The sequence below is a fragment of the Enteractinococcus fodinae genome (genome assembly GCF_031458395.1).
GTDB classification, from domain to species: domain Bacteria; phylum Actinomycetota; class Actinomycetes; order Actinomycetales; family Micrococcaceae; genus Yaniella; species Yaniella fodinae.
In genome coordinates, this window is record NZ_JAVDYJ010000001.1 from 286,875 (window position 1) to 311,910 (window position 25,036).

Sequence of the window (25,036 nt, forward strand, 5' to 3'; positions counted from 1 at the left end):
GCCGCGCAAGGAGCACACATTGAAGATTTTTACCCTGCCCGACGTGGGCGAAGGACTCACCGAAGCTGACCTCGTCAACTGGCTGGTCGACGTCGGAGACACCGTGACCGTCAATCAAGTCGTCGCAGAAATCGAAACTGCCAAATCGCTGGTCGAAATCCCCAGCCCGTGGGCCGGGACCGTCAAAGAGCTCTACGTTCAAGTAGGCGACACCGTCAACGTCGGGGATAATTTTTTTGCCATCCAGATCACCGCGGGTGGCACGGACAACGACGACGATGATGCACCCGTCCAAGCTCCTCTGGTCGGATCCGGGCCGAAAGAAGATACCCCGGGCCGTCGCAGACGTCGCCGCAAACCCGCAGCGGCCGCACCCGCCGAAGTCGAAACCCCGGTTGAGAACCACCCAGAGGTCACCGAGGCACCCGAAGAGCTGGAACCTGAGCCGGCCCCAGCGACACCCCAGAAGTCAGATCTCTTTGCCAAAGTCTTAGCCAAACCTCCAGTGCGGAAGCTGGCCAAAGACCACGGGCTGGATCTGACGACGATCACGCCAACCGGTCAACACGGTGAGGTCACCCGTGATGATGTTCGTGCCGTGCTCGATGGTGCGGTCTCGAGCGCTGCGGCATCGCAGTCCCACACCACCAAGGCCACTTCTGAGACCATCCCAGTCACGGGCGTGCGCAAAGCGACGGCCAAAGCCGTCACCGAGTCCTATACCACCGCACCGCACATCACCGCGTACCGGCAGGTCGACGCCACGCGCACCATGGAGTACATCCAGCGCCTCAAACAGCACCCGCGCTTTACTGACGTGAGAGTCTCGCCGCTATTAGTGGTCGCGATGGCCGTCACCCAGGCTGCGCTAAACACCCCCGAAACCAATGCCACCTGGCACGGCGACAGCTACACCCTGCACCACCACGTCAATCTTGGCATCGCGGCAGCGACCCCGCGCGGACTGCTCGTGCCGAACATCAAAGATGCCCACAACCTTAACCAGCTGGAAATGGCACAGGCGATCCAGGAGCTGACCCAGCGCGCCCGGGACGGTAAAACCCAGCCCGCAGAGCTGGCTGACGGCACCATCACCATCACCAGCGTGGGCCCGTTGGGTATCGATACCGCAGCCCCCATCATCAACCCTGGTCAATCCGGCATCCTCGCCTTCGGCACAATAAAGCAGCAGCCGTGGGTCGTTGACGGCAAGATCGAACCGCGCTGGGTGACCACGCTGGGTGGGGCCTTTGATCATCGAATTGTGGACGGGGCCGAGGCGGGTGCCTTTTTGGCTGATGTGGCAGCTATCCTGGAGGAACCAGCCCTGTTGATTAGCTAGACCTGGAGAGTGAATCCGTGGCCAGCCCCAATTTCGCCGCAGTCCGTCTGACCGAATCCGGTTCCTTCGACCCCGAAGGACGTGACACCTTGATCGTGGGGCCCGGCATGGGCACCGCGGTCCGCGCACTGTATGCCGACATGGCGCGTCATTTGACCCACCGGTTCCAAATCATTGGCATTGACTTGCCCGGCCACGGCGAATCACCGGCACACCACGACACGATCACCATCGAAGAACTAGCCGATGCGGTCGCAGAACTGGTCATCAACCTGCGCACTACTGGCACAATCAAAGAAGAATCGAAAGTCTACTTCGCAGGCCTGTCAATCTCGGGACTCATTGCCCTGCAACTGGCCCTGGAACACGCCGAATTATTTGACGGCATTGCGGTGATGGCTTCCTCAGCGGTCATAGGCACCCCCGAAGACTGGGCCGAACGCGCCGAAGCCGTCGAGGTTTCCGGCACTGAATCCATGGTCGAATCCTCGGCCAGCCTCTGGGTGGCACACACCTTCACGGACGACACCAAACTTCAAGTGCAAAAACGAGCCCTGGCGGCCGCCGATGATCAATCCTATGCGGCCTTGTGTCGAGCGCTGGGCGCGTACGATGCCACGTCCCGGTTGGGCGAGATCAGCATCCCCATCTTCACCGTTGCCGGAGACCAGGACCAAATGTGCACCGTCGCCGAGGCGGATCAGATCGCAACCGCGGTGCAACACGGCAGCACCGCGGTTGTTGAAGACGCAGCACACCTGCTGCCGCTAGAGCATCCGCAACGGCTCGCTGAGTTGCTCGATAACAATCTCGCTTGAGCGAGCTAGGCCTCGCTGAGATCTGCTGACATCTGATCGACGACCTCCGGGTTGTCTTCCGCCCACGCTTGGACGGCAGCTGAGTCATCGTCATCGAACTCGTTGACCATGGTGTCTTGCAGATCGGTCACCTGCTCGGCGGTCAGTGAGAAGTTCTCGATCATCGCAGCGATCTCTGGATAATCCTCGGCAAAACCGGTACGCCCTAAGGTATGCACGTTTTCTGGCTCCCCGTAGATCATGTCGGGGTCTTCCAGCGCTCGCACATCGTACTGCTCGGTCACCCAGTACGGGGTCCATAGCGTCACGACGATTTCCTCGTTATTTTCGATCGCCTCTTCAAGCTGGCCCACCATGCCACTGGCTGAGGACAGCTGCAGCTCAAAGTCCTCCTCCAAGCCGTAATGCGGCATAACTTCTTCTTCGGTCAGCACGCTCAGACCAGCTCCAGATTCGATACCCGTAATCTGGCCGTTGAGCTCATCTGCGTAGTCGGGCAGCTCTTCGATGGACGTGATCTCTGAATACTCCGGCACCCCGAGGAACAGCTGTGCATCCTGGTAAATGTCGCCGAGGTCTTCTACATTGTCTTGGTGCTCTTCCCAATAGACCTGTTGAGCCACCTCTGGCCAGGCAGCCGCGTACAGGTCGAGTTCTCCTTCAGCCACTGCCTCATAGGCCGGTGCAACATCCAAGGTGTCTTGGACTTCGACCTCGTAGCCGTTTTCCTCTAGGACATACTCATAGAGGTGCGCGATACCCGCCTGATCAGACCATCCTGTCACGCTACCGATGCGGATGACGTCTTGTTCCTCGTCGGTAGTGTGATGATCGGCTTCGGGATCGTCACCGGTACACGCGGTCAGCATCAGCGAGCCGGCAAGCAACATCATAGGGACTCGCCACGGACGCATTGAATGACTCATTGATCTCCCTAGAGCTCACAAGATAGAACACATCGACATGCTTACTGGGTCTGCGGCCGGGGGCCAGACCGTTTCGGCAAAATGAACTCTATCAACCCGAACCGTGGGGTGAATACCACGCAAAACGGGTGGGGCATTCCTGCCACCACCCGTTGTCCTATTCTGCGTCAGCTACCCTTAGGACGACACACGGTCTTTGACGTCCGTCTGGCCTTTCTGCCGGGCACAACTTGCGCAGCAATACAGTTGGTCCGAGTCTTCGACGCCGTGACCAATGATCTTCACACCGCAGTGTGCGCACTCGGGTGCCATCCCAGCAATTGCGCACTCGAAACTATCGAACGTTCCGGTGCGGTCCTGATATTGGATAGTAAAAACTTTGTCGTACTCGTTGCCACAAACATCACAGGTTGCCATAGGCACCTCCATCATCGAGGGGATCGGTTACCAGGACACCAGTTTCACCAGTTCACCGACCTTATCTTCGGGGATTGACCGAGCGATATCGGCTTGGGCCACCATCCCGACCAGTTCGTGCCCATCAATGACGGGCAACCGGCGGACTTGGTGTTCTTGCATTGTTTTGATGGCTTCATCAATGGAATCATCCGCGCCAATGGTGACTGGTTTCTCCCCACCGAAATCCCCGGCGGGCGTCTTATCCGGGTCACGTCCGGCTGCGACACAGCCGACCACAATGTCACGGTCGGTCAGCATGCCCTTGAGACGGTTATCTTCGCCGCAAATCGGCATTGAACCAACCCCGAGATCACGCAGCTTCTGGGCCGCTTCGGTGAGGCTGTCGTGTTCGCCAATACACTCTGCATTTGGTGTCATAATGTCGCGTGCTGTCAGCATTGTTCTGCTCCTAAAAACGGGTGAACTCTGACATTTTCCACGCTTCCAGCCCCCGTTTGGACTGTCAAGAGACCTCAGCAAATTCTCAGCCTGAGGTGCCAATGTTGAGGTAGCACCTAGGAACTTGTTTTTTCGTTCTACTCGTTCCTAAAGTCAACCAAGTGACCACGATTTTGAGACACGATATGCGCCACATCAACACACTGCGACAACGGATCACCCGCGGGCTCGTATTGCTCGCCGTGCTGGTCGGACTCGTTGGCTGCACGGGACACTATCCGGCAGACCCCGAGGGCACCTTGGACCGCGTGAGCGGTGGGACGTTGCGAGTCGGCGTCTCCCACGAACCGCCTTGGACTGACACGCTAGGCGAGGGGAATTCGGAAGAAGACCCTGGAGGCATTGAACCCCAACTGATCCAAGACTACGCTCGGTCGATCGGCGCGGAAGTGGAGTGGCACGCCGGTGGCGAAGAGCAACTGACAACGATGCTTGAGGAAAGCCAACTTGACCTAGTCATCGGCGGGATAACAGATGAGTCGCCGTGGTCCTCGAAGGGGGGCCTGACCACCACGTATGCTGAGTCACTCGGCGTGGACGGTAGCACTTCCAAGCATGTAATGGTCGTGCCCATGGGGGAGAACGCTTTCATGACCAGCTTGGAAAGCTTCCTGCTTGACCAGGATATCGACAAGCAACTGCCCGAGGAGATGCGTCCATGAGGCGAGACCAAAGCAAAATTCGCGAGACGACGTACTTCGGGGAACACGATCTGCCCGAGGAGCAGCAGAAGACCTTGCAAAAAGCGATCCGTGTTGAGCGGATCAACATCGTCACCAAAGTGATTGCCGTAATCGCTATTTTCTCGGTTGCCGGCAACTCGCAGGCGATGAAGGCCGCATGGATTGAAGACTCTCTGGCCATCCTGCCGCCGTTGGCCTTTTTAATTGCGCTGCGCTTTATCAATCGGAAACCCACCCCGCGCCACCCGTATGGCTATCACCGGGCCATGGGTATTGGCCATCTGGTCGCTGCCGTGGCGCTGTTAGGGTTCGGCACCATGCTGTTGGTTGATTCGGCAATGGGTTTATTCGCCGGGGAACATCCAGCAATTGGTTTGATCGAAATCTTTGGGATGGAAATCTGGCAGGGCTGGATCATGGTGGTCGTCTCGGTGATTGTGGTCATCCCGGCCATTATTATCGGTCGGATAAATGCCAAACTGGCGCCACCGCTGCACAACAAGGTGCTCTATGCCGATGCGGATATGAATAAGGCCGACTGGATGACTGGTATTGCGACCGCAGTCGGCCTGACCGGTGTCGGTTTTGGTTTGTGGTGGTTTGATGCTGCCGTCGCGATCTTCATTTCTTTTGACATTATTAACGACGGGTATAAGAACGTCCGCGGCGGGCTAGCCGGGCTGATCGACGCCCGCGCGACAACGACGAATATGAAAGATCCGCACCCGCTCATCCAACAGGTCCGTGAGCAAGTCATGGAGCTCGACTGGGTTGACGAAGCCGATGTTCGCATGCGCGACCTCGGCATGGTCTTCCATACCGAAGTTTTTGTGGTCCCGTATCAGGGCCAGATGCCGCCCCTGGACGAGGTGGAAAGAATCCGCAAGAAACTCAGCGAGTCGGACTGGAAACTCCATGATCTGGTGATCATCCCGGTGGCCGAACTGCCCGAAGAGTTCCTGCCACAGATCGATCAGAAAGAGGTCTAGTTCTCGCCTAGTCGGCGGCCTCGGAGATGGACGCGACAATCGCATCCATTGTGTCGACGAACGCGTTGGCGGCCTCGGTGGTCAAAAAGAAACCGATGGGCCGATAGTTCTCGGGATCGCGAGTGTCGACCAGCGCGACCGACTTCTCATCCGAAGCTGGCAGCAGCCACACCACGGCACGCGGATTGTCGGTATCGGGAGCGGGTTGGCCGTCCACAACCTTCAGGTCGAAACCAACCCAGCGGATGCCCTGTTTGAACTTGCCCTTGCGGAAGATCACAAACGGCCCACCGATCCGACCGGTGGCCGGGGAATCCAGGGTTTTGTTGATCAGTTCGACCGCGGTCTGCGCGTCGGTGCGATCACGGAACGCCGCCGACCCCACCGTCCCATCGGGAGCCACCGCGATCAGGTTGAAACGCTCACCGGTACTATCCGAGCCGATGACCATCCCAACGTCAGGATTATTGTGCACACCCCACTGGTCTAAGGGGTGCGCGATCAGCCGGTTGGGTTGTTCTGCAGCGGAATTCGACATGCCTCCAGCCTAGGTCACCGGGCACCTGGCACGTCGGTATCACCGACGCGTTGTGCAACGATTGGGTGAAAGCGCTCGCAAACTACTATTCTTGACCTTATGTCTAAGGTTTTGTCTTCTCTCCCCGTCGGCGAACGCGTCGGTATCGCCTTTTCGGGCGGTCTCGATACGTCTGTAGCCGTTGCGTGGATGCGCGAAAACGGTTCTATCCCATGCACCTACACCGCTGATATCGGTCAGTACGATGAGCCCGATATCGATGGGGTGGTCGACCGTGCCAAAGAGTACGGTGCAGAAATCGCCCGCTTCGTCGATGCGAAGAAGCCTCTGGTAGAGGAAGGCTTTGTGGCGCTGCAGACCGGGGCATTCAACGTGCGCTCGGCCGGCAAAACCTACTTCAACACGACCCCGCTGGGCCGTGCTGTCACCGGTACGCTGCTGGTGCGCGCCATGAAGGAAGACGGCGTGAACATCTGGGGCGACGGCTCCACCTATAAGGGCAACGATATCGAGCGGTTCTACCGCTACGGTCTGATGGCCAACCCAGAGTTACAGATCTACAAACCGTGGCTGGACTCGCGTTTCGTCGAAGAACTCGGCGGACGCCAAGAAATGTCCGAATGGCTTGTCGAACGCGGCTACCCATACCGTGACTCAACCGAAAAGGCATACTCGACCGACGCCAACATTTGGGGCGCAACCCACGAAGCCAAATCCTTAGAATTCCTCAACGTCGGCCTCGATATCGTCGAACCCATCATGGGGGTTGCCGCCTGGCGCGACGACGTGAACATCGAAACCGAAGAAGTCTCTGTCGGCTTCTACGAAGGCCGTCCGGTCTCGATCAATGGCACCGAATACACCGACCCGGTCGCGCTCGTGTTGGCTGCCAATACCATTGGCGGACGCCACGGTCTGGGCGTCTCGGACCAGATCGAAAACCGCATTATTGAAGCCAAATCCCGCGGCATCTACGAAGCCCCTGGCATGGCGCTGTTCCACATCGCCTACGAGCGTCTGCTCAATGCGATCCACAACGAGGACACCCTCGAAAGCTACTATATGAACGGCTACCGTCTGGGCCGTTTGATGTACGAAGGTCGCTGGTTCGATCCGCAGTCACTAATGCTGCGCGAATCCATCCAGCGCTGGGTTGGCTCGGCCATCACCGGTGAGGTTACCCTGCGCCTGCGCCGCGGTGACGACTACACCATCTTAGACACCACCGGACCGAATCTGTCCTACACTCCAGAAAAACTGTCCATGGAACGCGTCGAAGATGCGGCCTTCGGACCGGATGATCGCATCGGGCAGCTGACCATGCGCAACCTGGATATCGCCGATTCGCGTGCCCGCCTGGAGCAGTACGCGTCCCGCGGGACCCTGGGTGGCCCAACGGCCGAACTCATGGGCGAGCTCGAAGTCGGTGGCGCCGCCAAGATTGCCGCCTCCGATGTTGATGTCGATCCCGAACAGGATGCCGCCGGGCTCAAGGCCGCATTCGACGCCGGTACCGACTAATACACCCGTACATACAATTGCCCCCGTCTACACGCTGTGGACGGGGGCAATCGTGTTTGCGCTAGATGTCTTTAGTGATCGTGGACGTCTCGCCAGTTGTGTTTGTTTTTCATGATCTCAATTAGCATCTGTTCTGACGGATTCGGCCGAGCACCGAAGTCGATGACTGGTTTGCCAAAGTGGAGAAGATACTCTTGCAAGCGCAGTAGGACTGCTTCTTTGAGGAAGTCATGGTCCCACGAAGGCTTGAAGTAGACGTTCTGGTAGATAACCTCGTGGTCTTCTTCAGAGATCTCAATGTCAATCGATGAGTTCTGACGGCCGCTGGTTGCTACGGTGGAATCGGCGGCCGGTTCGTCAGGGCCGGGGTAGAGCGGTTCAGCATGGAAGTGATTGCTGCCTGGCTCTCGGATCACGAGTAGCTCGAGATCTTTGACAGTTTCTGGAGTGGGCACCTTGCGCGGGGCCAGCCTGGCCTGCTGGAACTCCCCGGTGGGCGCCTCTTGGAGCTCAAGAATCTTATATTCCCAAGAGATTTTTGGTTCTTGTGAGTATGACATAACGCTGCTCCCCTTCGATAAACGAGAGATAGTATTTTCCGCTATGCCTCGAATGCTACTACGTGATCCACTCGAAGGCCTCGGCTGAGCAGCCCAAAACGTGGGCAAGATGACGCTTACAAAATTGAGCATTCCGACACCGCGGGTAGTACAGTAAAGCAGTCGAGGCACCCTCCAGGATCTCCGTACATTCCTGAGAGTTGTCCGTGCCAGCATCAAGCTGTGACCTCATCCCGTCCCACACCACCCGGTGTTTTCGCGCGTCAACTTCTGTGACGCAATCCCGTGCTCACAAGGAGACCACCCATGAACCCCAACGCGCCTGATAGTCCCACGGGACCGCATACAAAAGTGCCGTTGACTGAGAAATTGCGATCCAAACGCAAGACCCTAGCCGTCGGGCTCTATCCGGGAGATATCCACCCCGGCCTGTTGTCCGGTGTTGGCGTCGACGATCAGCAACGCGACTTTCGTGTCGACAAGACGATCTTCGCGGTCACAGCGACCTTCATCGTCGCATTTGTCGCCTGGGGCATTCTCAGCCCAGAATCGGTGGGAACCGTGGCGAGCGCGGCCTTCAGCTGGGCTATGGAAAACATGGGCTGGCTGTTGAACTTTGCAATGGGCGTGGGCTTATTCGTCATGCTCTACGTCGCGTTTGGGCGCTACGGCAAAATCAAACTCGGCAAAGATGACGAAAAACCAGAGTTCTCGCGGTTCTCGTGGGTCGCGATGATGTTCGGGGCCGGGCTGGGCGTGGGCCTATTTTTCTACGGCCCATCCGAACCGCTGTCGCACTTCTTGTCGCCGCCACCGCATACGATGGCAGATCAACAAGAGACCGTCAATGAACTCCAACGCGCCGCAGGTGAAGATCCCGGGGTCAACCGAGAAGCCATCCACCAGGGTGTCTCGCAAGCCAGCTACCACTGGGGTCTGCATATCTGGAGCATGTACGCCCTCGTGGGTGGGGCACTGGCCTATGCGACCTTCCGCCGCGGTCGCCCAACCTTGATCTCTTCGATCTTCCAAACCCTGTTCGGCAAGTCCAAAACCGACGGCTTCGCAGGCAAACTCATCGACATCTTCGCGATCATTGCCACCCTGTTCGGTACCGCCACAACACTGGGACTCTCGGCCATCCAGATCGGTCAGGGTGTCACGATTGTCAGTGGCATGGGCCCGATCGGCAACAACGCGCTGATCCTCATCATCGGGGTGCTCGGCGCAGGCTTTGTCATCAGTGCGGTCTCCGGGGTCTCGCGCGGGGTTCGGTATCTGTCCAATATCAATATCACCTTCACGCTCGGGCTGGTGCTGTTCGTATTCTTCGCCGGTCCCACCTTGTACTTGCTGAATCTGGTGCCCTCGGGCATCCTGCACTACATCGACAACTATCTGCCGATGATGGCCAAGTCGCTGTCCTGGGGTCCCGAAACCGTGGAATTCCAAACCTGGTGGACCGCGTTCTACTGGGCCTGGTGGATCGCCTGGACACCGTTTGTCGGCACCTTCATCGCGCGTATTTCCCGCGGCCGCACGCTGCGTGAATTCGCGCTGGTCACCATGGGTGTGCCGACGCTGATTCTGATCTTGGCCTTCACTGTGTTCGGTGGGGCCTCGATTATCAACTCAATCAACGGGGTCGAAGGTTTCGACGGTGAAGCATCCCCTGAGGCCGTGCTGTTCAATCTGTTCGATACGCTGCCCTTCAACGCGATCACCCCGTTCATTTTGATCGGGGTGTTGGCCATCTTTTTCATCACCGCAGCGGACTCGGCCTCGGTGGTCATGGGCATGATGACCTCACGCGGGAATCCGGCACCGAAGAAGAGCCTGGTGGTGTTCTGGGGACTGTCCATGATGGGCATTGCCATCGTCATGCTGCTTTCCGGTGGCGAAGACGCCCTGTCGGGATTGCAAAGCCTGACCTATCTGATTGCCCTGCCCTTTAGTATCGTGCTCATTTTGATGGTCTGGGCTTTCCTGAAAGACCTGTCCACCGACCCAGCCCGTATTCGACATGACTATGCTCGCAAAGCCGTGTCAGATGCTGTCATTCGAGGGATCGAAGATCACGGCGAGGAATTTGAGTTCGCGGTGCAGCACTCTCCTGACGGTCGCGGGGCTGGGACCGGGGTGGATGCGTCGGCGCCGAAATACACCGACTGGTATAAGGAAGAAGCCGAAACCAGCGCGATGAAGCTGGTCACCGGTGAAGAGACCGACCCGCCAGAGGCCAGCGACAATATCTCTCCGAAGGAACCGAAGGACTAGTCCAACCACGATAGATAAGCTGCGGACATCACGTGCGGTGGGATTGCTCTGTGAGCTTGCGACCAAGCTCGATACCCCATTGGCGAGCTCTTTCCAGTTCACCGGGCGACAGCGGGCCCTCGTAATCCTCGACATCAAAACTCTCTGGATCAACGAGTAACGTACAGCCAAGCTTCTTGAGTTTCTTCGCCGCCTTACGACTGGCATGCCCAGGAAGATTTGGGCGCCTGACATGAGTATCAAACGTGGCGACGGACAGCGACACGGGCCCGGACTCGAGCCACTCGCGGACACCCGTGGCAATCAATTCACCGCCCCGGTTATGAGCCTCCTGGCGCGTGGCTTCTCGGCTGAGACCAAACGCATGGGTCGGGGCGCCGACCACAAGCAGATCCACTTGCACCTGGTGTAACGCAGGGGCATCTTGTACAGCACGAACATCTACCTCAATATCGTGTTCCGTTAGTCCTTCGCTGACGGCCTCGGCAACGGCCGTGGTGTTTCCCCACGCCGATTCGTAAATGATGAGGGCCCGCATAGAATCCTCCTCTTCCGTCGGGCTGAGGCAAAGACGCGCTACCGTGAATGGGACTCGTGAGACGACCTTGGGCGTCGGCGGTGGCCCGTCCCGATAGATGCTGCAATGCGCTCATGGTATTGAATGCTAGAGACCGGGTTGTGGCGTTTCGTGATGGGCCGGTTGGTACGGCGGTGGGTCTGTAGGACCCTGGTCGAGCCGGAACGGCGGGTATTCGTCTCGCAGCAGTAAGACGTAGGTTGAGACACGGTAGGTCCACCGGTTGAGCCCAATCACTAAGGCAAACAGGCCTGCCATATAACGACCGGTAAACAGCAGCCCGATTGCTGCAATGAGCACCAGCAGCCCTAAAAGCGAGAAACCCCAGCTTGCCGAGGTATTGCCCGCGCCCAGCCAGACGACGCCACCTCCACCTGCAATGATCCCCAGGAGCAAGATGTGCGGCAGCGCTAGTAGCCACCATTTGACTAGCACTAGCCCGCGAGACAGTTGTGCGGGGTAGGGGACATCTAATTCGGCGGGGTATGCAGCATGAGCGAGGGTAAATGGCGGATACCGGTCAGTTCCCAATGCCAAGTAGCCGTAAAAGCCCACCCGCCAGCTCCAGCGCAGCACCCCGACGCTAAAGGCAAACAACGATCGGGGGTACCGGGCCGTAAAGAGAATGACGATTCCAGCGGCGATGGTGGTGACCACCAGAGCGAACCACAGCAAGGCCAGCACGATATAGTGCGGGATGGCCAGCAACCACTTCACCAACCACAATCCTCGTGATAGCTGCCCGTCGAGATGCCCGCTGAACGCCAGTGGATACACTGGCACGGCAGCACCGCTCGTCGTTGCTGCCGGAGATAGTCCGTGGTGCTGCTGCGGATGATCCTGGTCAATGTCTCGGCCCAGGCCAGCCGCGCCCAGTAGCAGCAGCGGGATACCCAGAACAAGCCCGACGATACCGGCGATCAGTAGGCCGGGGCTGACCGGATCCATCAGCTCGGTGCGAGCGCCCGCCTGCAGATCAACCCAGACCGGGCGGGTGCCGTCAGCGTTGAGCACCACCAGTGTCCACTGACCCTCTTGCAGCTCGAACGTGAGGTCTTGGGTACCGGTGCCGGTGGTCGATTCAACCCAGATATCTTCTTCAGCCGGAGCAGCAGGAGTTGCAGAGCCGGCGACCTCTTGGAGCCGTTGGTCAACCTCGGTGTCCCAGGTCCATTCGTCTGAAAATTGTTCCTGTTGGGTCCAAGTCACGTCTTCGAGCACCGCGTGCGGGACGTCGTCGAGATAGGCTGCGGCATCGGTCGCCTCGGCGACGCCGACGAAGAGTTCTTGATCGGGAATGACAGGGGTCGCACGGATCTGGAAGTTGGCAATGTCTTCTAGGGGTGGGAGCTCGGCCGTCTCGGTTTCTTCGAGTTCCAGGGTTAATGGCGGGCTGGCAATTGCATGCCCAGTCGTTTGGTAGCGATGCGCGTCGGTGGTGAGGAACTGACCGTCCCGTTGGGCGGCTCCAGCGCTCAATAGCACAGCCCCCGCAATGATCAGACCAATGCCCAAAAGCATGAGCAAGACGCCGACGACAAGCATCACCCAATTCCAGGGCTTCATGCGTAGCGGTTGCGTTGGGGCCGAATAATTCGGAGTAGCGGGATAAGCATCCATAACGCTTCCTTCGCGATAGCGCCGCAAAGTGAGATACCCGGAGCAACGACTGGGGCTGGCTTGATGGGACAGCCCCAAATAATCGTCGGGTGATTCTTGACTTTACCATCCGGCAGTGGTTCAGAAGGGTGAATCGGAGGGTGAAATCGGGGCATGCGTATTTGCTGTGCTAGACATTGTTTGAGTGACCTACCTTGTTTCAAATCGTCATAGAGCGAGTTAAAGCTAGGAACTAGGAATTAGGGCCGATAATTATTAGTAGCTCAGCTCACACTTTTAGACCGGTGGATCACCATGCAAGATACGGATCTCCCAGTCCTCGATTACCAGACGGTGACCGGGGACTTTCAATTTGCCGAGTTATACGACTGGCAGCAGCAGGCGCTGCGATCCTGGAAAGCGCATAATTTCCAAGGCGTCATCGAAGCAGTTACCGGAGCAGGGAAAACCCGGGTAGGGATTGCTGCCATCGCCCAAGCGCTTCGGTTTGGTATGAAGGTCACCGTGCTCGTCCCCACTACTGAATTGCAAGAGCAGTGGATGACCAGCCTTCGTAAAGACCTGCCGCGTGCTTCGATAGGACGACTCGGTGGCAGCCATACAGCTGATTTCCGTAGTGTGGATGTCATTGTGGCGATCGTCAACACTGCCGGTAGCCGCTCACTGATCGAACATTTCCGAGCCGGGCTGGTCGTCGCAGACGAGTGTCACCGGTATGCGGCACCATTGTTTGCTCGCGCACTTGATGAACAATACATATGGCGTCTGGGGCTCACCGCAACGTACACACGCCATGACGGTCGGAATCAAGTGCTCGACGAATACTTTGGCTCAATTGTCTACAAAATTTGGTACGACGAAGCGCAACGCTACGGGGTTATCTCCGAATTCGATATCGCGCTGGTGGGACTCCAACTGCAGAATCATGAGCAGGTCGAGTATGACATGCTGTCAGATGAGATTTCCACGGATACGCTCAGTCTGCGCAACTACTTCGACCAGGCGGCACTGAGCGAACACGATTTCATGGAGGCAGTTGGACGTCTATCGAAACTAGAAGATGGCTCAGCAGCCAGTGCGATCGCTCGACGCTTCCTGCGGAACGTGGCGAAACGCCAAAGCCTCCTGGCTAACACTCCGGTAAAGAATTTTGCTTTAGCAGCGCTGGCGCCCTCACTTGCTGCTGCAGAACGAGCATTAGTGTTCGGGTCGAGTAAGGAACAAGCACAGGCTGCTACCCAGGCGCTACAAGCCGTTGGCGTCCCGGCAGGTCACCTCATGTCAGGTATGACGAAGGTCGATCGGTTGGGCACAATGAACGCCTTCCGACGCGGCGAGCTCCATGTTCTGTGTGCACCGCGTGTTCTAGACGAAGGTGTGGATGTGCCAGCTGCTGATCTAGCCATCCAGACTTCTGGCACACGGGTGCAGCGACAATTTATCCAACGTCTTGGCCGCGTCATTCGCAAACGACCCTCCGGGGACCGGGGACGGTTTGTCTACCTCTACGCTTTTGGGACGATTGAAGACCCAGCGCTGCGAGACGATTTCCTGACTGATGTGCTGCCGTTTGCGCGTGACTACATGTACTTTAACTTGGAGCAGCACCTCGATGAATTGATCGAGTTTCTGGCACCTGAGCCACAACCGGAAATCAGCGTTGAACTGCCCCTTGAAACGCCAGCACCAACCGAATACGAGACGAGTTCTGAGCAACCAGAATTCGAAGGTCAGCCACCACGCTGGAATGACATTCTGGACGATGGGGAACTGCCCGAGCAGCTGTCAGAGACTGTACTGACCGACGACATTATTGGCGACTACTTCCGTAAGATTGCACAGTATCCGTTGCTCGCCCATGAAGAAATGGTGGAGTTGGCCCAACAGGTCGAAGCCGGGGTGTATGCGCAACATCTATTGACCACAAACTACACCGGCTCTCGAAAAGAACGCCGGGACTATTGGCGTCTAGTGGACTTAGGCGAGGAAGCATTCAATAGAATGTTTACCTCAAATTTGCGATTAGTGGTATCGGTAGTCAAGCGATACTTCTGGGGAAATGGGGAGCCCTCTTTTAGCTTTCTTGATGTTATCCAGGAAGGGAATCTTGGACTGCAACGTGCTGTGCAATTGTGGGACTATACCCGGGGCTTCCAGTTCTCCACATACGCTCATGCTTGGATCCGGCAAGCAGCGACCCGAAGCATTGCCGAGAGTTCACGGACTATACGGTTGCCCGTGCATCTAGTCGAACAGCTCAATGCTATCCGGAGGATCGAAAATGTATGGATCCACGAGGGAAACGAGCCGACTACGCAAGAGATCGCACTGGTCCTAGAAGAGGAGCCTGACAAAGTGGATGCCGCCCGGAATGCAGAGGCCAGGATCCTTTCTTTGTCGTCCGAACGGTGGATCAATGGAGTGCCCTATTTACTGGCTGATCTGATCGTGGATGAACTCACTTTGGAGGCCGAACAGTGGAGCGTCATAAATTCGTTCCTCCGAGGCCTGCGAATCGCGCTGCAACGAGCAACTGCAGGCTTCAAGGAGCGTGACCAATCAATCCTGTTCCATCGGTGGGGCCTCACAACCGACGATGGAGAGATGGCCACCTTAGAAGAAGTGGGGCGTAAGTACGGTGTCAGTCGCGAGCGGATTCGCCAGATTGAGCGTAAGCTCCTCAAGGAACTCGCCGATCATGAGGGGATCAAAGCTGTGTGGGTGCTCGAGAGGTAGAGGGTGTTACAAGGGATACATCAGAGACCCGTGCCCCAGTACTAAAATCGTCCAATCGCTCAATCCATGGTCGGTGCTATTCCTGCTGACTACACTTTCAGGTAGCGGTGTCCGAAAAGTTTTATCGGGTACTAAAGTTTCCAATATAGGAGGAGCGTTATGACACGAACACAAGAAAACACCTCACTGCTCAAAGATTCACGCTGGCACCACAAGATTCACAGCGGCGGCTGGACCTCCGGTTCCGGAGAAGACATCGCGATCACCGAGCCGGCAACCGGCGAAACGCTCGGCACCATCGGCGGGGCCAGCCCCGAGGACGTAAAGCGTGCGGCCAAAAAAGCTGCCCGTGCACAGAAAACTTGGGCTGCGATGAAGCCCACCAAGCGCGCTGGCATCCTGCGCAAAGCTGGTCTGCTCTTCGAACAACACGCTGAAGAACTCCAGTCCTGGGTCATGCGCGAAACCGGCGCAATCCGTCCAAAGGCCGGTCTGGAACTGCACGTTGCCGCGCAAGAATGTTATGAAGCCGCAGCGCTGTGCACCGCCCCGCAGGGCGATGTACTGGCCACCGATGACCCGCGCTGGTCATTCTCGCGTCGCCGTCCTGCCGGTGTCGTCGCGGTGATCTCACCGTTCAACTTCCCGTTGATTCTGTCCATCCGTTCGGTTGTGCCAGCACTGGCCCTGGGCAACACCGTGCTGCTGAAACCAGATCCCCGCACCCCAGTGACCGGTGGGCTGATGATTGCACGCGTACTAGAAGAAGCCGGACTGCCAGAAGATGTGCTCTACCTACTGCCAGGTGGCGGTGACACCGGTGCTGCCATGACCGAGGCGCCAGAAGTTCGCGTCGTGTCCTTCACTGGTTCCACCGCGGCCGGGCGTAAAGTCGGCGAAGCAGCAAGCCGCAACCTTAAACGTGCCCACCTAGAACTCGGCGGCAACAATGCCCTGGTCGTGCTGCCCGGGGCGGATCTCGACGCTGCTGTTTCCGCGGGCGCGTTCGGGTCCTTTATGCACCAGGGCCAAGTCTGTATGAGCGCCGGTCGTCACTTGGTGCACGAATCGATTCGTGACGAGTACGTGGCCAAGCTGGCCGAAAAAGCCAAGAACATGCCGGTCGGCAACCCCAACAAAGAATCAGTTGCGATGGGCCCGATCATCGACGAAGGTCAGCGGGATAACATCCACTCGATCGTCGAAAATGCTCAGTCCCAAGGCGCCAAAGTGGAAGCCGGTGGCGAGTACAAGAAACTGTTTTACTCGCCAACTGTGCTGTCGAATGTCAGCAAAAACAACACCGCCTGGACCGATGAAATCTTCGGGCCGGTGGCTCCAGTCATGTCGTTCTCGAGCCTTGAAGAAGCCGCAGATATCGTCAATGCATCCGACTACGGTCTGTCTGTGGGCATCCTCGGAGATGTCGGGCCCGCGATGGATCTTGCGGACATGATCGACTCGGGCATCATCCACATCAACGAACAAACCGTCGGAGACGAAGCAACCGCACCATTTGGTGGCACGGGAGCCTCCGGTACCGGTTCCCGATTCGGTGGCGCGCAAGCCAATATCGAAGCGTTCACCGAAACCCAGTGGCTGACCGTGCGCTCCACGATCGCCGAATACCCGTTCTAACAATTCTTCATTCGAAGGGCACCTCTTGCGATACTCGCGAGAGGTGCCCTTTGGGTTCCGTCTCCCATGCACTTTGTAGTCTGAGCATTGTTTCCGCTCTGTGAGCTCTGGCACACTGAGGTGTATGAGGGGTGAGCAAGCGGAAGACCCGGCGGAGGATACCCAGAGCTCCTCACGGGGACCCGTAACGAAGCAGCGTATTGGGCTGGTCCTGGGCCCCCTTCTCTTTGCGGTTTTCTTCTTCATCCCCGCTATCACAGACCTCGAAGACGCCCCGCGTGCAGTCCTAGCGGTCACCCTGTGGGTAGGGACCTGGTGGATCACCGAGCCGATTCCGATCCCGGCGACGTCGCTGTTACCGATCATCTTGCTGCCGGTGACCGGGGGAACAGACCAAGAGACTGCGACTACCGCCTACGGCGACCCCATTGTCTTCATGTACCTGGGCGGGTTCATCATTGCGATGGCCATCCAACGCTGGGGTCTGCATCGACGTATCGCCATGACCATCATTCAGATGGTGGGTACGAGCGGTTCACGCATCATGCTGGGCGTCATACTGGCATGCGCATTCCTGTCCATGTGGATATCAAACGCAGCGACTGCTCTGATGATGCTGCCCATCGGCCTGGCACTGGTCGAGGAAGTCCGCGAGCGCGAGCTCTATGATGAGAAATCGTTCAAGCGGTTTGCTACCGGATTGATGCTGTCCATTGCCTATGCTTCAACCATAGGAGGCCTGGCAACGCTCATCGGTTCGGTACCGAACGCTGTCTTTGCTGCCCAAGCGTCCATCCTTCTCGACCAAGAAGTCACCTTTGCTTCGTGGATGCTCTTCGCCGGGCCGATGACCCTGATGATGCTGCTGGTGTTATACCTGTTGTTTACCCGCGTCCTGTTCAAAGTCTCGATGCAGGTGGATACCCCACCAGATTTTGTCAAGGAAGAGCTGAAGAAGCTCGGGCCCATTAGTTACGAAGAAAAAGTGGTCTTGGCTGTGTTCGCCACTGTCGGCACGCTGTGGATCTCCAGCGGGTTTATCCCCGAAGAGTTCCGCCTCAGCGATACAACGATCTCCATATTGGGCGCCGCGATCATGTTTCTGATCCCCGCACGCGAACGCGAGGGTGGGGGTGGCGTGCTAGTATGGCAGGACCTCATAGACCTGCCGTGGGGGATTCTGTTGCTCTTCGGCGGTGGCCTGTCTTTAGCTGCCGCCTTTGAGGACTCAGACCTCACCAGTTGGTTCGGGGATCTGCTGGAGGGGCTAGATGTTCTTCCATACGCCCTGATCATCATTGCGCTCGCCGCCATCATTTTGTTCATGACCGAGATCATGTCCAACACCGCAGTATCCAATATGTTGATTCCGGTAGCTGCCGGCATGGCATTGGCGATGGGTGTCGACCCCTACTCGATCATGGCCCTGGTGGCTATCAGCTCCAGTTGTGCCTTCATGCTACCGGTGGCCACACCCCCTAACGCGGCGGTGTTCAGCTCCGGCCACATCACCATGGACGACATGATCAAAGCGGGTTTCTGGATGAATATCACTGCCATCACCCTCGCTTCATTATTCATTCTGTTCTGGCAGCCTGTCGTACTCAGCGGGGTCTGAACTACAACGCGCTCGCGGCGCTAAACCCGGCTACCTGGAGCGTGCTGCAGCACTGATATCCTGACCGGCACTGCTGGGTGGCGCGCCAAAGGCTTCGGTCAAGTACGCGCCCCAGTCGCGCCATACCGGGCAATCTCTGGCCGGCCGCCCATCCAAGAATCGATTGACCTCTTTGGCATAAACCGCATCCAAGGGCAACTCGGTGTGCGAGGAACGAATCGGGCAGGCATTACGTTCAACATCTAATTGCCACCCACCGGGCATCAAGGGGAGGTCACCGGCCGTCGTGACGCTCAAGACCTCGACCTCGTCGGGGAGTTCTTGGGCCAGGATATCCCGCGAGGAGTTCGGTGTGCCCTGTAGGTGCAGCGCTGCTGGCATATCGGGCTGGAATTCGAAATCCGCCCACTGAGCCAAGGGCGCTACCAGTCGCAATAAATCGCCCAGGACGCGACCCGGTCCGTTTTCGCCCGGCGGGCGATAGCCGACCACACTGTCGGGCAGCGCCCCAACCAAGATCAGTGCATCAACGTGCGCATCACCTCGAGCAAGTGCTTCCCAAGCCACCCAAATAGCATGCGAATGTCCTGCGACTACCAGCGGCCGAGGAAGCGCTGGGACCTGCTCGACGAAAGCTTCAACCTGGTACTCCAGCGGTTGTTGGGTGTGTTCAGCCTCGTAGGGTGCACCCGTGGTGATGGGACACAGGGCATCATTCTGTGGTTGCCCATCGCCAGGACCCTTATAGGAGAAGTAATAGGTCTGCTCACAGGTGTAGCCAAGCTGTGCAGGGTCGCTGCGGGCCATGTTGCCCCCGCCCGATGAGGTCACGATGCCACCCATGAGCATCAGCGCACCGTCTCGCTGCGGCGGTGTCGGCACCTCGGGGTCACTAAAGCGTGGCAACACCACGGCGGTGCCCACCAAGAAAAGCGCAGCAGCCGCCACCGAGATCAGTAGGCCTGGCCGTTCAACCGGCGGGTGACTGAACCCGCGCAGCGCGAGCGCGGTGGCAAGACCGGATACCGGCACCAGCCAAATAGTGATCTCCGGAAAGAGCACCGCGACAGTCCCGATACCGGTCACTGCGAAAAGATATCCCAAGACGATTTCCAAACGCAGGCCTTGACGCCAGTTTCTACGAAACGCACTGCGCAACCGGACGCTCCCATGCCAGGGTAAAGCCATCGTCAAAACTGCCGTGAGAGCTACGATCGCAAGAGCACCCCAGAAAAATCGGGCGACCGGCATTGCGGAGGCAACACCCATGAAGAAGGCTGCAACTAACAGCGGGAAGCTGACCACACCGTAAAAACGGACAGCCAGACCGAGGTTGCGACGGGTAACAGCACCGACGATATAAGCAATCATCGTGACGCGCACGGCCACGATCCCCAGCAGTGTCAGGAGAGCGACGGGCCAGGACGTTGCCTGCACAACGATGAGTCGCAGGTCTGTGTAGAGATCCAGCGGTGGGAGGGCGACGAGATGTACCAGTCCTGGCCAGTCGGGAAGCACCCCCGTACCCATCAGCAACATAACGGCTACGGTGAGAGCAGCCAGCGGCCACATACGCAACCAGCTCAAGGGCTGGGCAGCTGGCTGGGCTAGGCGATCGGTGCGGTTCATCGCTCGAGCGCCCGGCATGATTCCACGTCCCTTCCATTGCACACGGCCAGCTCTATGGGGCCATCGTACAATCCGAAGCGGAGGCCTTCCTACCTCCGCCGAGTGCTCCAGTACCCTAAGACTTATAGGACGTTAGGGAGCAGAAAGCGCACGATGGGTTCTGGTGAATGGTGGTTTGGCCGCAAAAAACACGAAGTTCAGCCCGGTGACGGTCGACCATTGAAGCCTTTCCGTGTCTGGCAAGGACTGGCCCGGTCGCTGTTCTATGCGCCATTAGAAACCCCAGAGGGTAAACAGCGGCTCTATGCGGTCGAGGTGAATTACTTCGAATGGGAAGATGGAGCCGACTTGTATCTTAATGGCGTCCATCACGCGCGATCTAAACTACCGGCGGCTTTCCCGGTCGAGGGCGGCACTATCGAGGTAGCCGCGACCACCTACGGGTTGAAACGCATGCACTACGTTGATGACAAGGGCACAGCGCGCGTGCTCAAACCTGATCCCGCCAGCGCGGAAGGTATGCGTGCCAGACTCGCTGCCCGCGCGCCCTTGGTGAGTAAACTGATAGCTGTGCTCGCGGTTACGATTTTATTGATGTTACTGCCATTTAGTGTGCTGCAATTAGCCGAAATCTTGACCCACACGGAATGGGTTCAGCAATTTGTTGACCCATTTACGTCCCCGATCCAGTTGCCTAACTGGGCGACGACACCGGCCATGGTTCTGACTATTCTCGCCGCCATGGAACGTGCCCTAACACTGCGGAATCACTGGCTCATTGATATGGAAACCGGCTGGTTCGACTAATTAGACCGGTGGGCCCATTAGCAGCAGCGCGATGTACATCACGACCACCGCAGCCAGCCCGATGAGGATGCTGAGTACCGGGTGGTTGATAATCCAGCGCAGTAACCGATCGTGCCAGGCCTGATCCCGTGGATCATCGGTGGCCAACCGGCGCCAGTCGCCTTCGAGTCGACCGGTACGGTGCAACCATATATCTACCGGGATGGTCGCATAGGGGATCGCGGCACTGACAATGGCAATTGCCGACGGTCCGGCGGCCCAGCGTTGATTCTTCGACATCAATACAGCAGTCAGCGCATACGCCAGGAACACGAACCCGTGGATTCCGCCGCCGATGGTTACGGCCAGGTCCCAGCCCTGAGTGGCCCGTAAGATGATCCCGCCGATCAGCAACGTCCAGGAAATCACCTCCGCGATGGCAAAGAAGCGGAAAAACTTGCGCGGTGTAGCGAACATGCACGTCCTCGGTCGGTTGGAAACACGATAAACAGGGCCGTGATTACTGTAGCCGATCGACCTTATGGGAGACCAAGCGAGCGGCTCATTTCATGCGCAGAGGGGACATCGGCGAACCAGCATCTGCTACGACGTGGTGGAGGCCAACCGGCCAACGATCTTGAATGAAAGAGTGATGTTTGCTACACAAGGTCTTCTTCTGCGCCGAGATCGGCGCTGATAACGGCCAACACCCATTTCGTTGATTTTTAAAACAGCGTTCCTCGACCGAAGCCATTGGAGCCGAGGGTAGTTATTATGGGACCAAGCTCAAGACCTGAGCTCCATATAGTCGACCGAAACCCAAGAGGTTTCACGAAAGGGAGATATCATGCGCGGAAGTGGTTTAATCTGGACGATCGTTGGTGTTCTAGCGATCATCGCGCTGTTGATTTTCATTTTCTCAGCGCTGTAAATAGCTCCAATTCTCGACAGAAGACCTCCGGTCGGCTGGTGGGGTTACCACCCTCGCCACGAACCGGAGGTCTTCACGGTTAATGCCAGTAGGCAACCCTGGTAACGCAAAGGACTCATGACGCTGATTACACTTCCAGTACAGTGGGGACTATGACCCGCGATACTTCTTCACAGGGCCCAGTGTTCCAGGCGATGGCCAACCGTGCCTCGCAGTCAAAAGTCACCGATGAGGCACCCACCCACGAGGAACTCCGCGACTTGATGAGCGTGCTCAATAGCGTGCCGGATCATTCCCGGTTGCGCCCGTGGCGCGTCATCGAACTGCGCGGCGACGACCGTGAAGTACTGGGCCGTGCCATGGCCAAGACCCGCGACATGAGTACTGAAAAAGGCATCGCCAAGGCCACTCGGGCACCCTTGGTGCTGGCCATTGTTGTGTCACCACAAAAATCCAAGAAAGTGCCCTATTGGGAACAAGAAGCCGTGGCCTCTGGGGTCGCGCACTACCTGACGCTGCTACTGGCCGAAGCAGGCTGGGGCACCATGTGGCGCACGGGCGACGGCACCCGCTCCAAGACCATGCGCAAAGCTCATAAGCTTGCCGACGGTGAAGAACTGCTGGGCTGGATCTACGTCGGCGGCGTGCCTGAGACCCAGAAGAAACCCAAGCCACGCAAACCGCTCAAAATCGATGAGCACCTCACTCCGGGACTCTAAGGCTCCACGCGAACCTGCCACCCCTTTCGGAAAGTCTGTTCACCCACCACAATGGGATATGAGGCGTTCGCGGGCACGGCGTTGTCCAATGCAGCGCGACACCTCGCAAACGTCTGGTCGACCGCACCCGAAACATCTGACGAAGGAGTGGCATTTTGACCAGCAACACCTCAGACATTTCCCTACAACTGGCCCAAACCGTGGCCGACGCAGCACTGCGCCGGGCCGAAGAGCTCGAACTGAAAATGAACGTGGCAGTCGTCGACGCGGGTGCCAATCTCAAAGCATTTCATCGCATGGACGGTGCCTGGCTGGGCAGCATCGACATCTCCATCAAAAAAGCCCGCACCGCACGGTATTTCGATATGGAAACCGGCGCACTATCACCCATGGTGCAGCCCGGCAAACCGCTGTATCACATGGAATTCTCCAATGACGGCCTGATCACCTTCCCGGGCGGCATCCCGCTGAAACTCGACGACGGCACCATCATCGGTGCGATCGGGGTCAGCGGATCGACCGTCGATAATGATCAAATCGTGGCCGAAGCAGGCGTGGCAGCCCTCGAATCTGCAGTCAAGTAACACCCCAGGATGAGGAGTGAACATTGAAAGCTGTTGTTTATAAAGGACCATTTGAAGTCGCCGTCGAAGAAGTCGAGGACCCCAAAATCCAAGACCCGACCGACGTGATCGTTCGTATCACCTCGACCGCGATCTGTGGTTCGGACCTCCACATGTACGAAGGCCGCACCGACGCTGAACCGGGTATTACGTTCGGCCACGAGAATATGGGCATCGTGGAAGAAGTCGGCGACGGGGTACACGTCGTCAAGAAAGGCGACCGCGTCGTGATGCCCTTCAACGTTGCCTGTGGCTTCTGTGATAACTGCCGCAAAGGAAAATCCGCGTTCTGCCTAACCGTCAACGTCGACGGTTTCGCTGGCGGTGCCTACGGGTACGTCGGAATGGGCCCGTATGCGGGTGGCCAGGCTGAATACCTGCGCGTGCCGTTCGCGGACTACAACTGTGTGCCACTGCCAGAGGGCACCGAACACGAAAAAGACTTCGCGCTGCTGGCCGATATCTTCCCAACCGGCTACCACTCGACCGAACTCGCCGGGGTACGCCCAGGCGACACCGTCGCGGTCTACGGTGCAGGACCGGTCGGCATCATGGCCGCTTACTCTGCACAGCTCAAAGGCGCCAGCCGTGTGTTTGTGGTCGATAACGTCGCCAACCGGCTGGATATTGTCAAAGACATGGGGGCCGAGCCGATCAACTTCGACGACGGCGACCCGGTCGAACAAATCCACGACGCCGTCCAAGACTACGGTGTCGATCGCGGTATCGATGCTGTCGGGTACCAAGCGACCGCAGCCGACGGCGAAGAACAACCAGCAGTGGTACTCAACCAGCTGGTGGGCACCGTCAAAGCCACCGGAGGATTGGGCATCATTGGACTGTATGTCCCATCGGACCCGGGCGCCCCTGATGAACACTCGGCAAAAGGCGAGCTGCTATTCAAGGTTGGCAAGTTCTTCGAAAAAGGCCAGACCATGGGCACCGGACAGGCCGACGCGAAACAGTATGCGCATACGCTGCGCGACCTGATTATCGCTGGTCGGGCCAAACCCGGGTTCATTGTCTCCAAGGAACTGCCACTGGAAGACGCACCGGATGCCTACGAGCGTTTCGACAAGCGTGAAGAAGGCTACTCCAAAGTGCTACTTCAGCCAGGACGCTAAGCGCCTCGTGCCATAAACCCAACGGCTCCTGAGCCGAGCAACACTGTTCGGCTCAGGAGCCGTTTCTGTACGTCACAAAGAACACCGCAACGTCTACGAAAGGACACCTATGCAGCACTACGATTCAAAAGACAGTAAGTTCGGCCGCAACCTCCGCAAAGGTGCCCCGGATGATTTCGCCAAGTTCGTTGAGTGGGATCAGCAAGTCTTCGCCGAAGAAGGCCACGAGCTATCGAAAAAGACCCGCGAACTGATTGCCATCGGGGTCGCCGCGACCACCCAGTGCCCGCACTGCATTGAGATCCACTCCCGGGCCGCTGCCAAAGCCGGAGCGACCGAAGCCGAACTGTCGGAAGCGGTCATGGTTGCCATGGCAATGCGCGCCGGCGGTGCGATGACGCACGGGTGGATGGCCATGAAATACTTCCAAGACGAAAACGATACAGGCCAAAGCGAACAGTAA

General features: G+C 57.8%; 22 protein-coding genes. 14 read left to right on the top strand and 8 right to left on the bottom strand.

The annotated features are described in order from the left end of the window. Positions 1 to 19: 19 nt before the first annotated feature. Together J2S62_RS01340 and J2S62_RS01345 are read left to right on the top strand one after the other, a co-directional pair. A complete protein-coding gene (locus tag J2S62_RS01340; RefSeq protein WP_310170407.1) occupies positions 20 to 1,342 on the top strand; it encodes a dihydrolipoamide acetyltransferase family protein in 1,323 nt (440 codons plus the stop codon). A gap of 17 nt (positions 1,343 to 1,359) precedes the next feature. Then, positions 1,360 to 2,160: an alpha/beta fold hydrolase gene (locus J2S62_RS01345; RefSeq protein ID WP_310170409.1), complete on the top strand. Its 801-nt coding sequence runs from the start codon at positions 1,360 to 1,362 to the stop codon at positions 2,158 to 2,160. Positions 2,161 to 2,165: 5 nt separating this feature from the next. Here J2S62_RS01345 and J2S62_RS01350 read toward each other — a convergent pair whose 3' ends face one another. After that, positions 2,166 to 3,086, bottom strand: a complete 921-nt coding sequence (locus J2S62_RS01350) for a glycine betaine ABC transporter substrate-binding protein (RefSeq protein ID WP_310170411.1) — start codon at positions 3,084 to 3,086, stop codon at positions 2,166 to 2,168. A 444-nt stretch (positions 3,087 to 3,530) separates the two neighbouring features. After that, positions 3,531 to 3,944 carry a CBS domain-containing protein gene (locus J2S62_RS01355; RefSeq protein WP_310170413.1) on the bottom strand — a complete coding sequence of 138 codons (414 nt, stop codon included), beginning with the start codon at positions 3,942 to 3,944 and terminating at the stop codon, positions 3,531 to 3,533. Between the two features lie 161 nt (positions 3,945 to 4,105). On the opposite strand from J2S62_RS01355, the gene J2S62_RS01360 reads away from it, so the two are divergent. Together J2S62_RS01360 and J2S62_RS01365 are read left to right on the top strand one after the other, a co-directional pair. Further along, the gene (locus J2S62_RS01360) at positions 4,106 to 4,666 is read left to right on the top strand and encodes an ABC transporter substrate-binding protein (protein WP_310170415.1); all 561 of its coding nucleotides are present in this window, start codon (positions 4,106 to 4,108) and stop codon (positions 4,664 to 4,666) included. Next, positions 4,663 to 5,676 carry a cation diffusion facilitator family transporter gene (locus J2S62_RS01365; protein ID WP_310170416.1) on the top strand — a complete coding sequence of 338 codons (1,014 nt, stop codon included), beginning with the start codon at positions 4,663 to 4,665 and terminating at the stop codon, positions 5,674 to 5,676. The genes J2S62_RS01360 and J2S62_RS01365 overlap by 4 nt, the downstream gene beginning before the upstream one ends. A 7-nt stretch (positions 5,677 to 5,683) precedes the next feature. Here J2S62_RS01365 and J2S62_RS01370 read toward each other — a convergent pair whose 3' ends face one another. Then, on the bottom strand, positions 5,684 to 6,214 hold the full coding sequence (locus tag J2S62_RS01370; protein WP_310170419.1) for a hypothetical protein: 531 nt from the start codon (positions 6,212 to 6,214) through the stop codon (positions 5,684 to 5,686). Positions 6,215 to 6,313: 99 nt separating this feature from the next. Between J2S62_RS01370 and argG the strand changes: the two genes are divergently transcribed. Beyond that, on the top strand, positions 6,314 to 7,735 hold the full coding sequence (argG, locus tag J2S62_RS01375) for an argininosuccinate synthase (RefSeq protein WP_310170421.1): 1,422 nt from the start codon (positions 6,314 to 6,316) through the stop codon (positions 7,733 to 7,735). Between the two features lie 71 nt (positions 7,736 to 7,806). Here argG and J2S62_RS01380 read toward each other — a convergent pair whose 3' ends face one another. Continuing rightward, on the bottom strand, positions 7,807 to 8,295 hold the full coding sequence (locus J2S62_RS01380; RefSeq protein WP_310170423.1) for a hypothetical protein: 489 nt from the start codon (positions 8,293 to 8,295) through the stop codon (positions 7,807 to 7,809). Between the two features lie 306 nt (positions 8,296 to 8,601). Between J2S62_RS01380 and J2S62_RS01385 the strand changes: the two genes are divergently transcribed. Then, on the top strand, positions 8,602 to 10,572 hold the full coding sequence (locus J2S62_RS01385; RefSeq protein ID WP_310170425.1) for a BCCT family transporter: 1,971 nt from the start codon (positions 8,602 to 8,604) through the stop codon (positions 10,570 to 10,572). Positions 10,573 to 10,600: 28 nt separating this feature from the next. On the opposite strand, the gene J2S62_RS01390 is transcribed toward J2S62_RS01385, so the two are convergent. Both J2S62_RS01390 and J2S62_RS01395 read right to left on the bottom strand, forming a co-directional pair. Beyond that, a complete protein-coding gene (locus J2S62_RS01390) occupies positions 10,601 to 11,110 on the bottom strand; it encodes a flavodoxin family protein (protein WP_310170428.1) in 510 nt (169 codons plus the stop codon). Between the two features lie 126 nt (positions 11,111 to 11,236). Next, a complete protein-coding gene (locus J2S62_RS01395; RefSeq protein ID WP_310170430.1) occupies positions 11,237 to 12,769 on the bottom strand; it encodes a DUF4389 domain-containing protein in 1,533 nt (510 codons plus the stop codon). 294 nt (positions 12,770 to 13,063) lie between these two features. Between J2S62_RS01395 and J2S62_RS01400 the strand changes: the two genes are divergently transcribed. The 3 genes from J2S62_RS01400 to J2S62_RS01410 all read left to right on the top strand — a co-directional run bounded on the left by J2S62_RS01400 (position 13,064) and on the right by J2S62_RS01410 (position 18,761). Beyond that, positions 13,064 to 15,505: a sigma-70 family RNA polymerase sigma factor gene (locus tag J2S62_RS01400; protein ID WP_310170432.1), complete on the top strand. Its 2,442-nt coding sequence runs from the start codon at positions 13,064 to 13,066 to the stop codon at positions 15,503 to 15,505. A 159-nt stretch (positions 15,506 to 15,664) separates the two neighbouring features. Continuing rightward, a complete protein-coding gene (locus J2S62_RS01405; RefSeq protein ID WP_310170435.1) occupies positions 15,665 to 17,143 on the top strand; it encodes a benzaldehyde dehydrogenase in 1,479 nt (492 codons plus the stop codon). A 124-nt stretch (positions 17,144 to 17,267) separates the two neighbouring features. Continuing rightward, positions 17,268 to 18,761 (top strand): SLC13 family permease, encoded by a 1,494-nt coding sequence (locus tag J2S62_RS01410; RefSeq protein ID WP_310170437.1) that lies wholly within the window; start codon positions 17,268 to 17,270, stop codon positions 18,759 to 18,761. A 30-nt stretch (positions 18,762 to 18,791) separates the two neighbouring features. Here the strand turns inward: J2S62_RS01410 and J2S62_RS01415 are convergent, their stop codons facing one another. Next, the gene (locus tag J2S62_RS01415; RefSeq protein ID WP_310170440.1) at positions 18,792 to 20,408 is read right to left on the bottom strand and encodes a hypothetical protein; all 1,617 of its coding nucleotides are present in this window, start codon (positions 20,406 to 20,408) and stop codon (positions 18,792 to 18,794) included. Positions 20,409 to 20,543: 135 nt separating this feature from the next. Here J2S62_RS01415 and J2S62_RS01420 point away from each other — a divergent pair, with 135 nt between their 5' ends. Further along, on the top strand, positions 20,544 to 21,197 hold the full coding sequence (locus J2S62_RS01420; RefSeq protein ID WP_310170441.1) for a hypothetical protein: 654 nt from the start codon (positions 20,544 to 20,546) through the stop codon (positions 21,195 to 21,197). Here J2S62_RS01420 and J2S62_RS01425 read toward each other — a convergent pair whose 3' ends face one another. Beyond that, entirely contained in the window at positions 21,198 to 21,653 is a 456-nt protein-coding gene (locus tag J2S62_RS01425; RefSeq protein WP_310170443.1) for a DUF3817 domain-containing protein, read from the bottom strand. Between the two features lie 606 nt (positions 21,654 to 22,259). On the opposite strand from J2S62_RS01425, the gene J2S62_RS01430 reads away from it, so the two are divergent. The 4 genes from J2S62_RS01430 (at position 22,260) to J2S62_RS01445 (ending at position 25,036) form a co-directional block, all read left to right on the top strand. Then, on the top strand, positions 22,260 to 22,826 hold the full coding sequence (locus J2S62_RS01430; protein WP_310170445.1) for a nitroreductase family protein: 567 nt from the start codon (positions 22,260 to 22,262) through the stop codon (positions 22,824 to 22,826). A gap of 155 nt (positions 22,827 to 22,981) precedes the next feature. Then, positions 22,982 to 23,410 carry a GlcG/HbpS family heme-binding protein gene (locus tag J2S62_RS01435; protein ID WP_310170448.1) on the top strand — a complete coding sequence of 143 codons (429 nt, stop codon included), beginning with the start codon at positions 22,982 to 22,984 and terminating at the stop codon, positions 23,408 to 23,410. A 23-nt stretch (positions 23,411 to 23,433) separates the two neighbouring features. Then, a complete protein-coding gene (locus tag J2S62_RS01440; protein ID WP_310170450.1) occupies positions 23,434 to 24,573 on the top strand; it encodes a glutathione-independent formaldehyde dehydrogenase in 1,140 nt (379 codons plus the stop codon). Between the two features lie 109 nt (positions 24,574 to 24,682). Further along, on the top strand, positions 24,683 to 25,036 hold the full coding sequence (locus J2S62_RS01445) for a carboxymuconolactone decarboxylase family protein (RefSeq protein ID WP_310170453.1): 354 nt from the start codon (positions 24,683 to 24,685) through the stop codon (positions 25,034 to 25,036).

What these genes read in the sequence shown, in the direction of transcription:
- J2S62_RS01350 (WP_310170411.1), bottom strand. Translation starts at nt 3,086, where the DNA reads ATGAGTCATTCAATGCGTCCGTGGCGAGTCCCTATGATGTTGCTTGCC.
- J2S62_RS01355 (WP_310170413.1), bottom strand. Translation starts at nt 3,944, where the DNA reads ATGCTGACAGCACGCGACATTATGACACCAAATGCAGAGTGTATTGGC.
- J2S62_RS01365 (WP_310170416.1), top strand. Translation starts at nt 4,663, where the DNA reads ATGAGGCGAGACCAAAGCAAAATTCGCGAGACGACGTACTTCGGGGAA.
- J2S62_RS01370 (WP_310170419.1), bottom strand. Translation starts at nt 6,214, where the DNA reads ATGTCGAATTCCGCTGCAGAACAACCCAACCGGCTGATCGCGCACCCC.
- argG (WP_310170421.1), top strand. Translation starts at nt 6,314, where the DNA reads ATGTCTAAGGTTTTGTCTTCTCTCCCCGTCGGCGAACGCGTCGGTATC.
- J2S62_RS01380 (WP_310170423.1), bottom strand. Translation starts at nt 8,295, where the DNA reads ATGTCATACTCACAAGAACCAAAAATCTCTTGGGAATATAAGATTCTT.
- J2S62_RS01385 (WP_310170425.1), top strand. Translation starts at nt 8,602, where the DNA reads ATGAACCCCAACGCGCCTGATAGTCCCACGGGACCGCATACAAAAGTG.
- J2S62_RS01390 (WP_310170428.1), bottom strand. Translation starts at nt 11,110, where the DNA reads ATGCGGGCCCTCATCATTTACGAATCGGCGTGGGGAAACACCACGGCC.
- J2S62_RS01395 (WP_310170430.1), bottom strand. Translation starts at nt 12,769, where the DNA reads ATGGATGCTTATCCCGCTACTCCGAATTATTCGGCCCCAACGCAACCG.
- J2S62_RS01400 (WP_310170432.1), top strand. Translation starts at nt 13,064, where the DNA reads ATGCAAGATACGGATCTCCCAGTCCTCGATTACCAGACGGTGACCGGG.
- J2S62_RS01405 (WP_310170435.1), top strand. Translation starts at nt 15,665, where the DNA reads ATGACACGAACACAAGAAAACACCTCACTGCTCAAAGATTCACGCTGG.
- J2S62_RS01410 (WP_310170437.1), top strand. Translation starts at nt 17,268, where the DNA reads ATGAGGGGTGAGCAAGCGGAAGACCCGGCGGAGGATACCCAGAGCTCC.
- J2S62_RS01415 (WP_310170440.1), bottom strand. Translation starts at nt 20,408, where the DNA reads ATGCCGGGCGCTCGAGCGATGAACCGCACCGATCGCCTAGCCCAGCCA.
- J2S62_RS01420 (WP_310170441.1), top strand. Translation starts at nt 20,544, where the DNA reads ATGGGTTCTGGTGAATGGTGGTTTGGCCGCAAAAAACACGAAGTTCAG.
- J2S62_RS01425 (WP_310170443.1), bottom strand. Translation starts at nt 21,653, where the DNA reads ATGTTCGCTACACCGCGCAAGTTTTTCCGCTTCTTTGCCATCGCGGAG.
- J2S62_RS01430 (WP_310170445.1), top strand. Translation starts at nt 22,260, where the DNA reads ATGACCCGCGATACTTCTTCACAGGGCCCAGTGTTCCAGGCGATGGCC.
- J2S62_RS01445 (WP_310170453.1), top strand. Translation starts at nt 24,683, where the DNA reads ATGCAGCACTACGATTCAAAAGACAGTAAGTTCGGCCGCAACCTCCGC.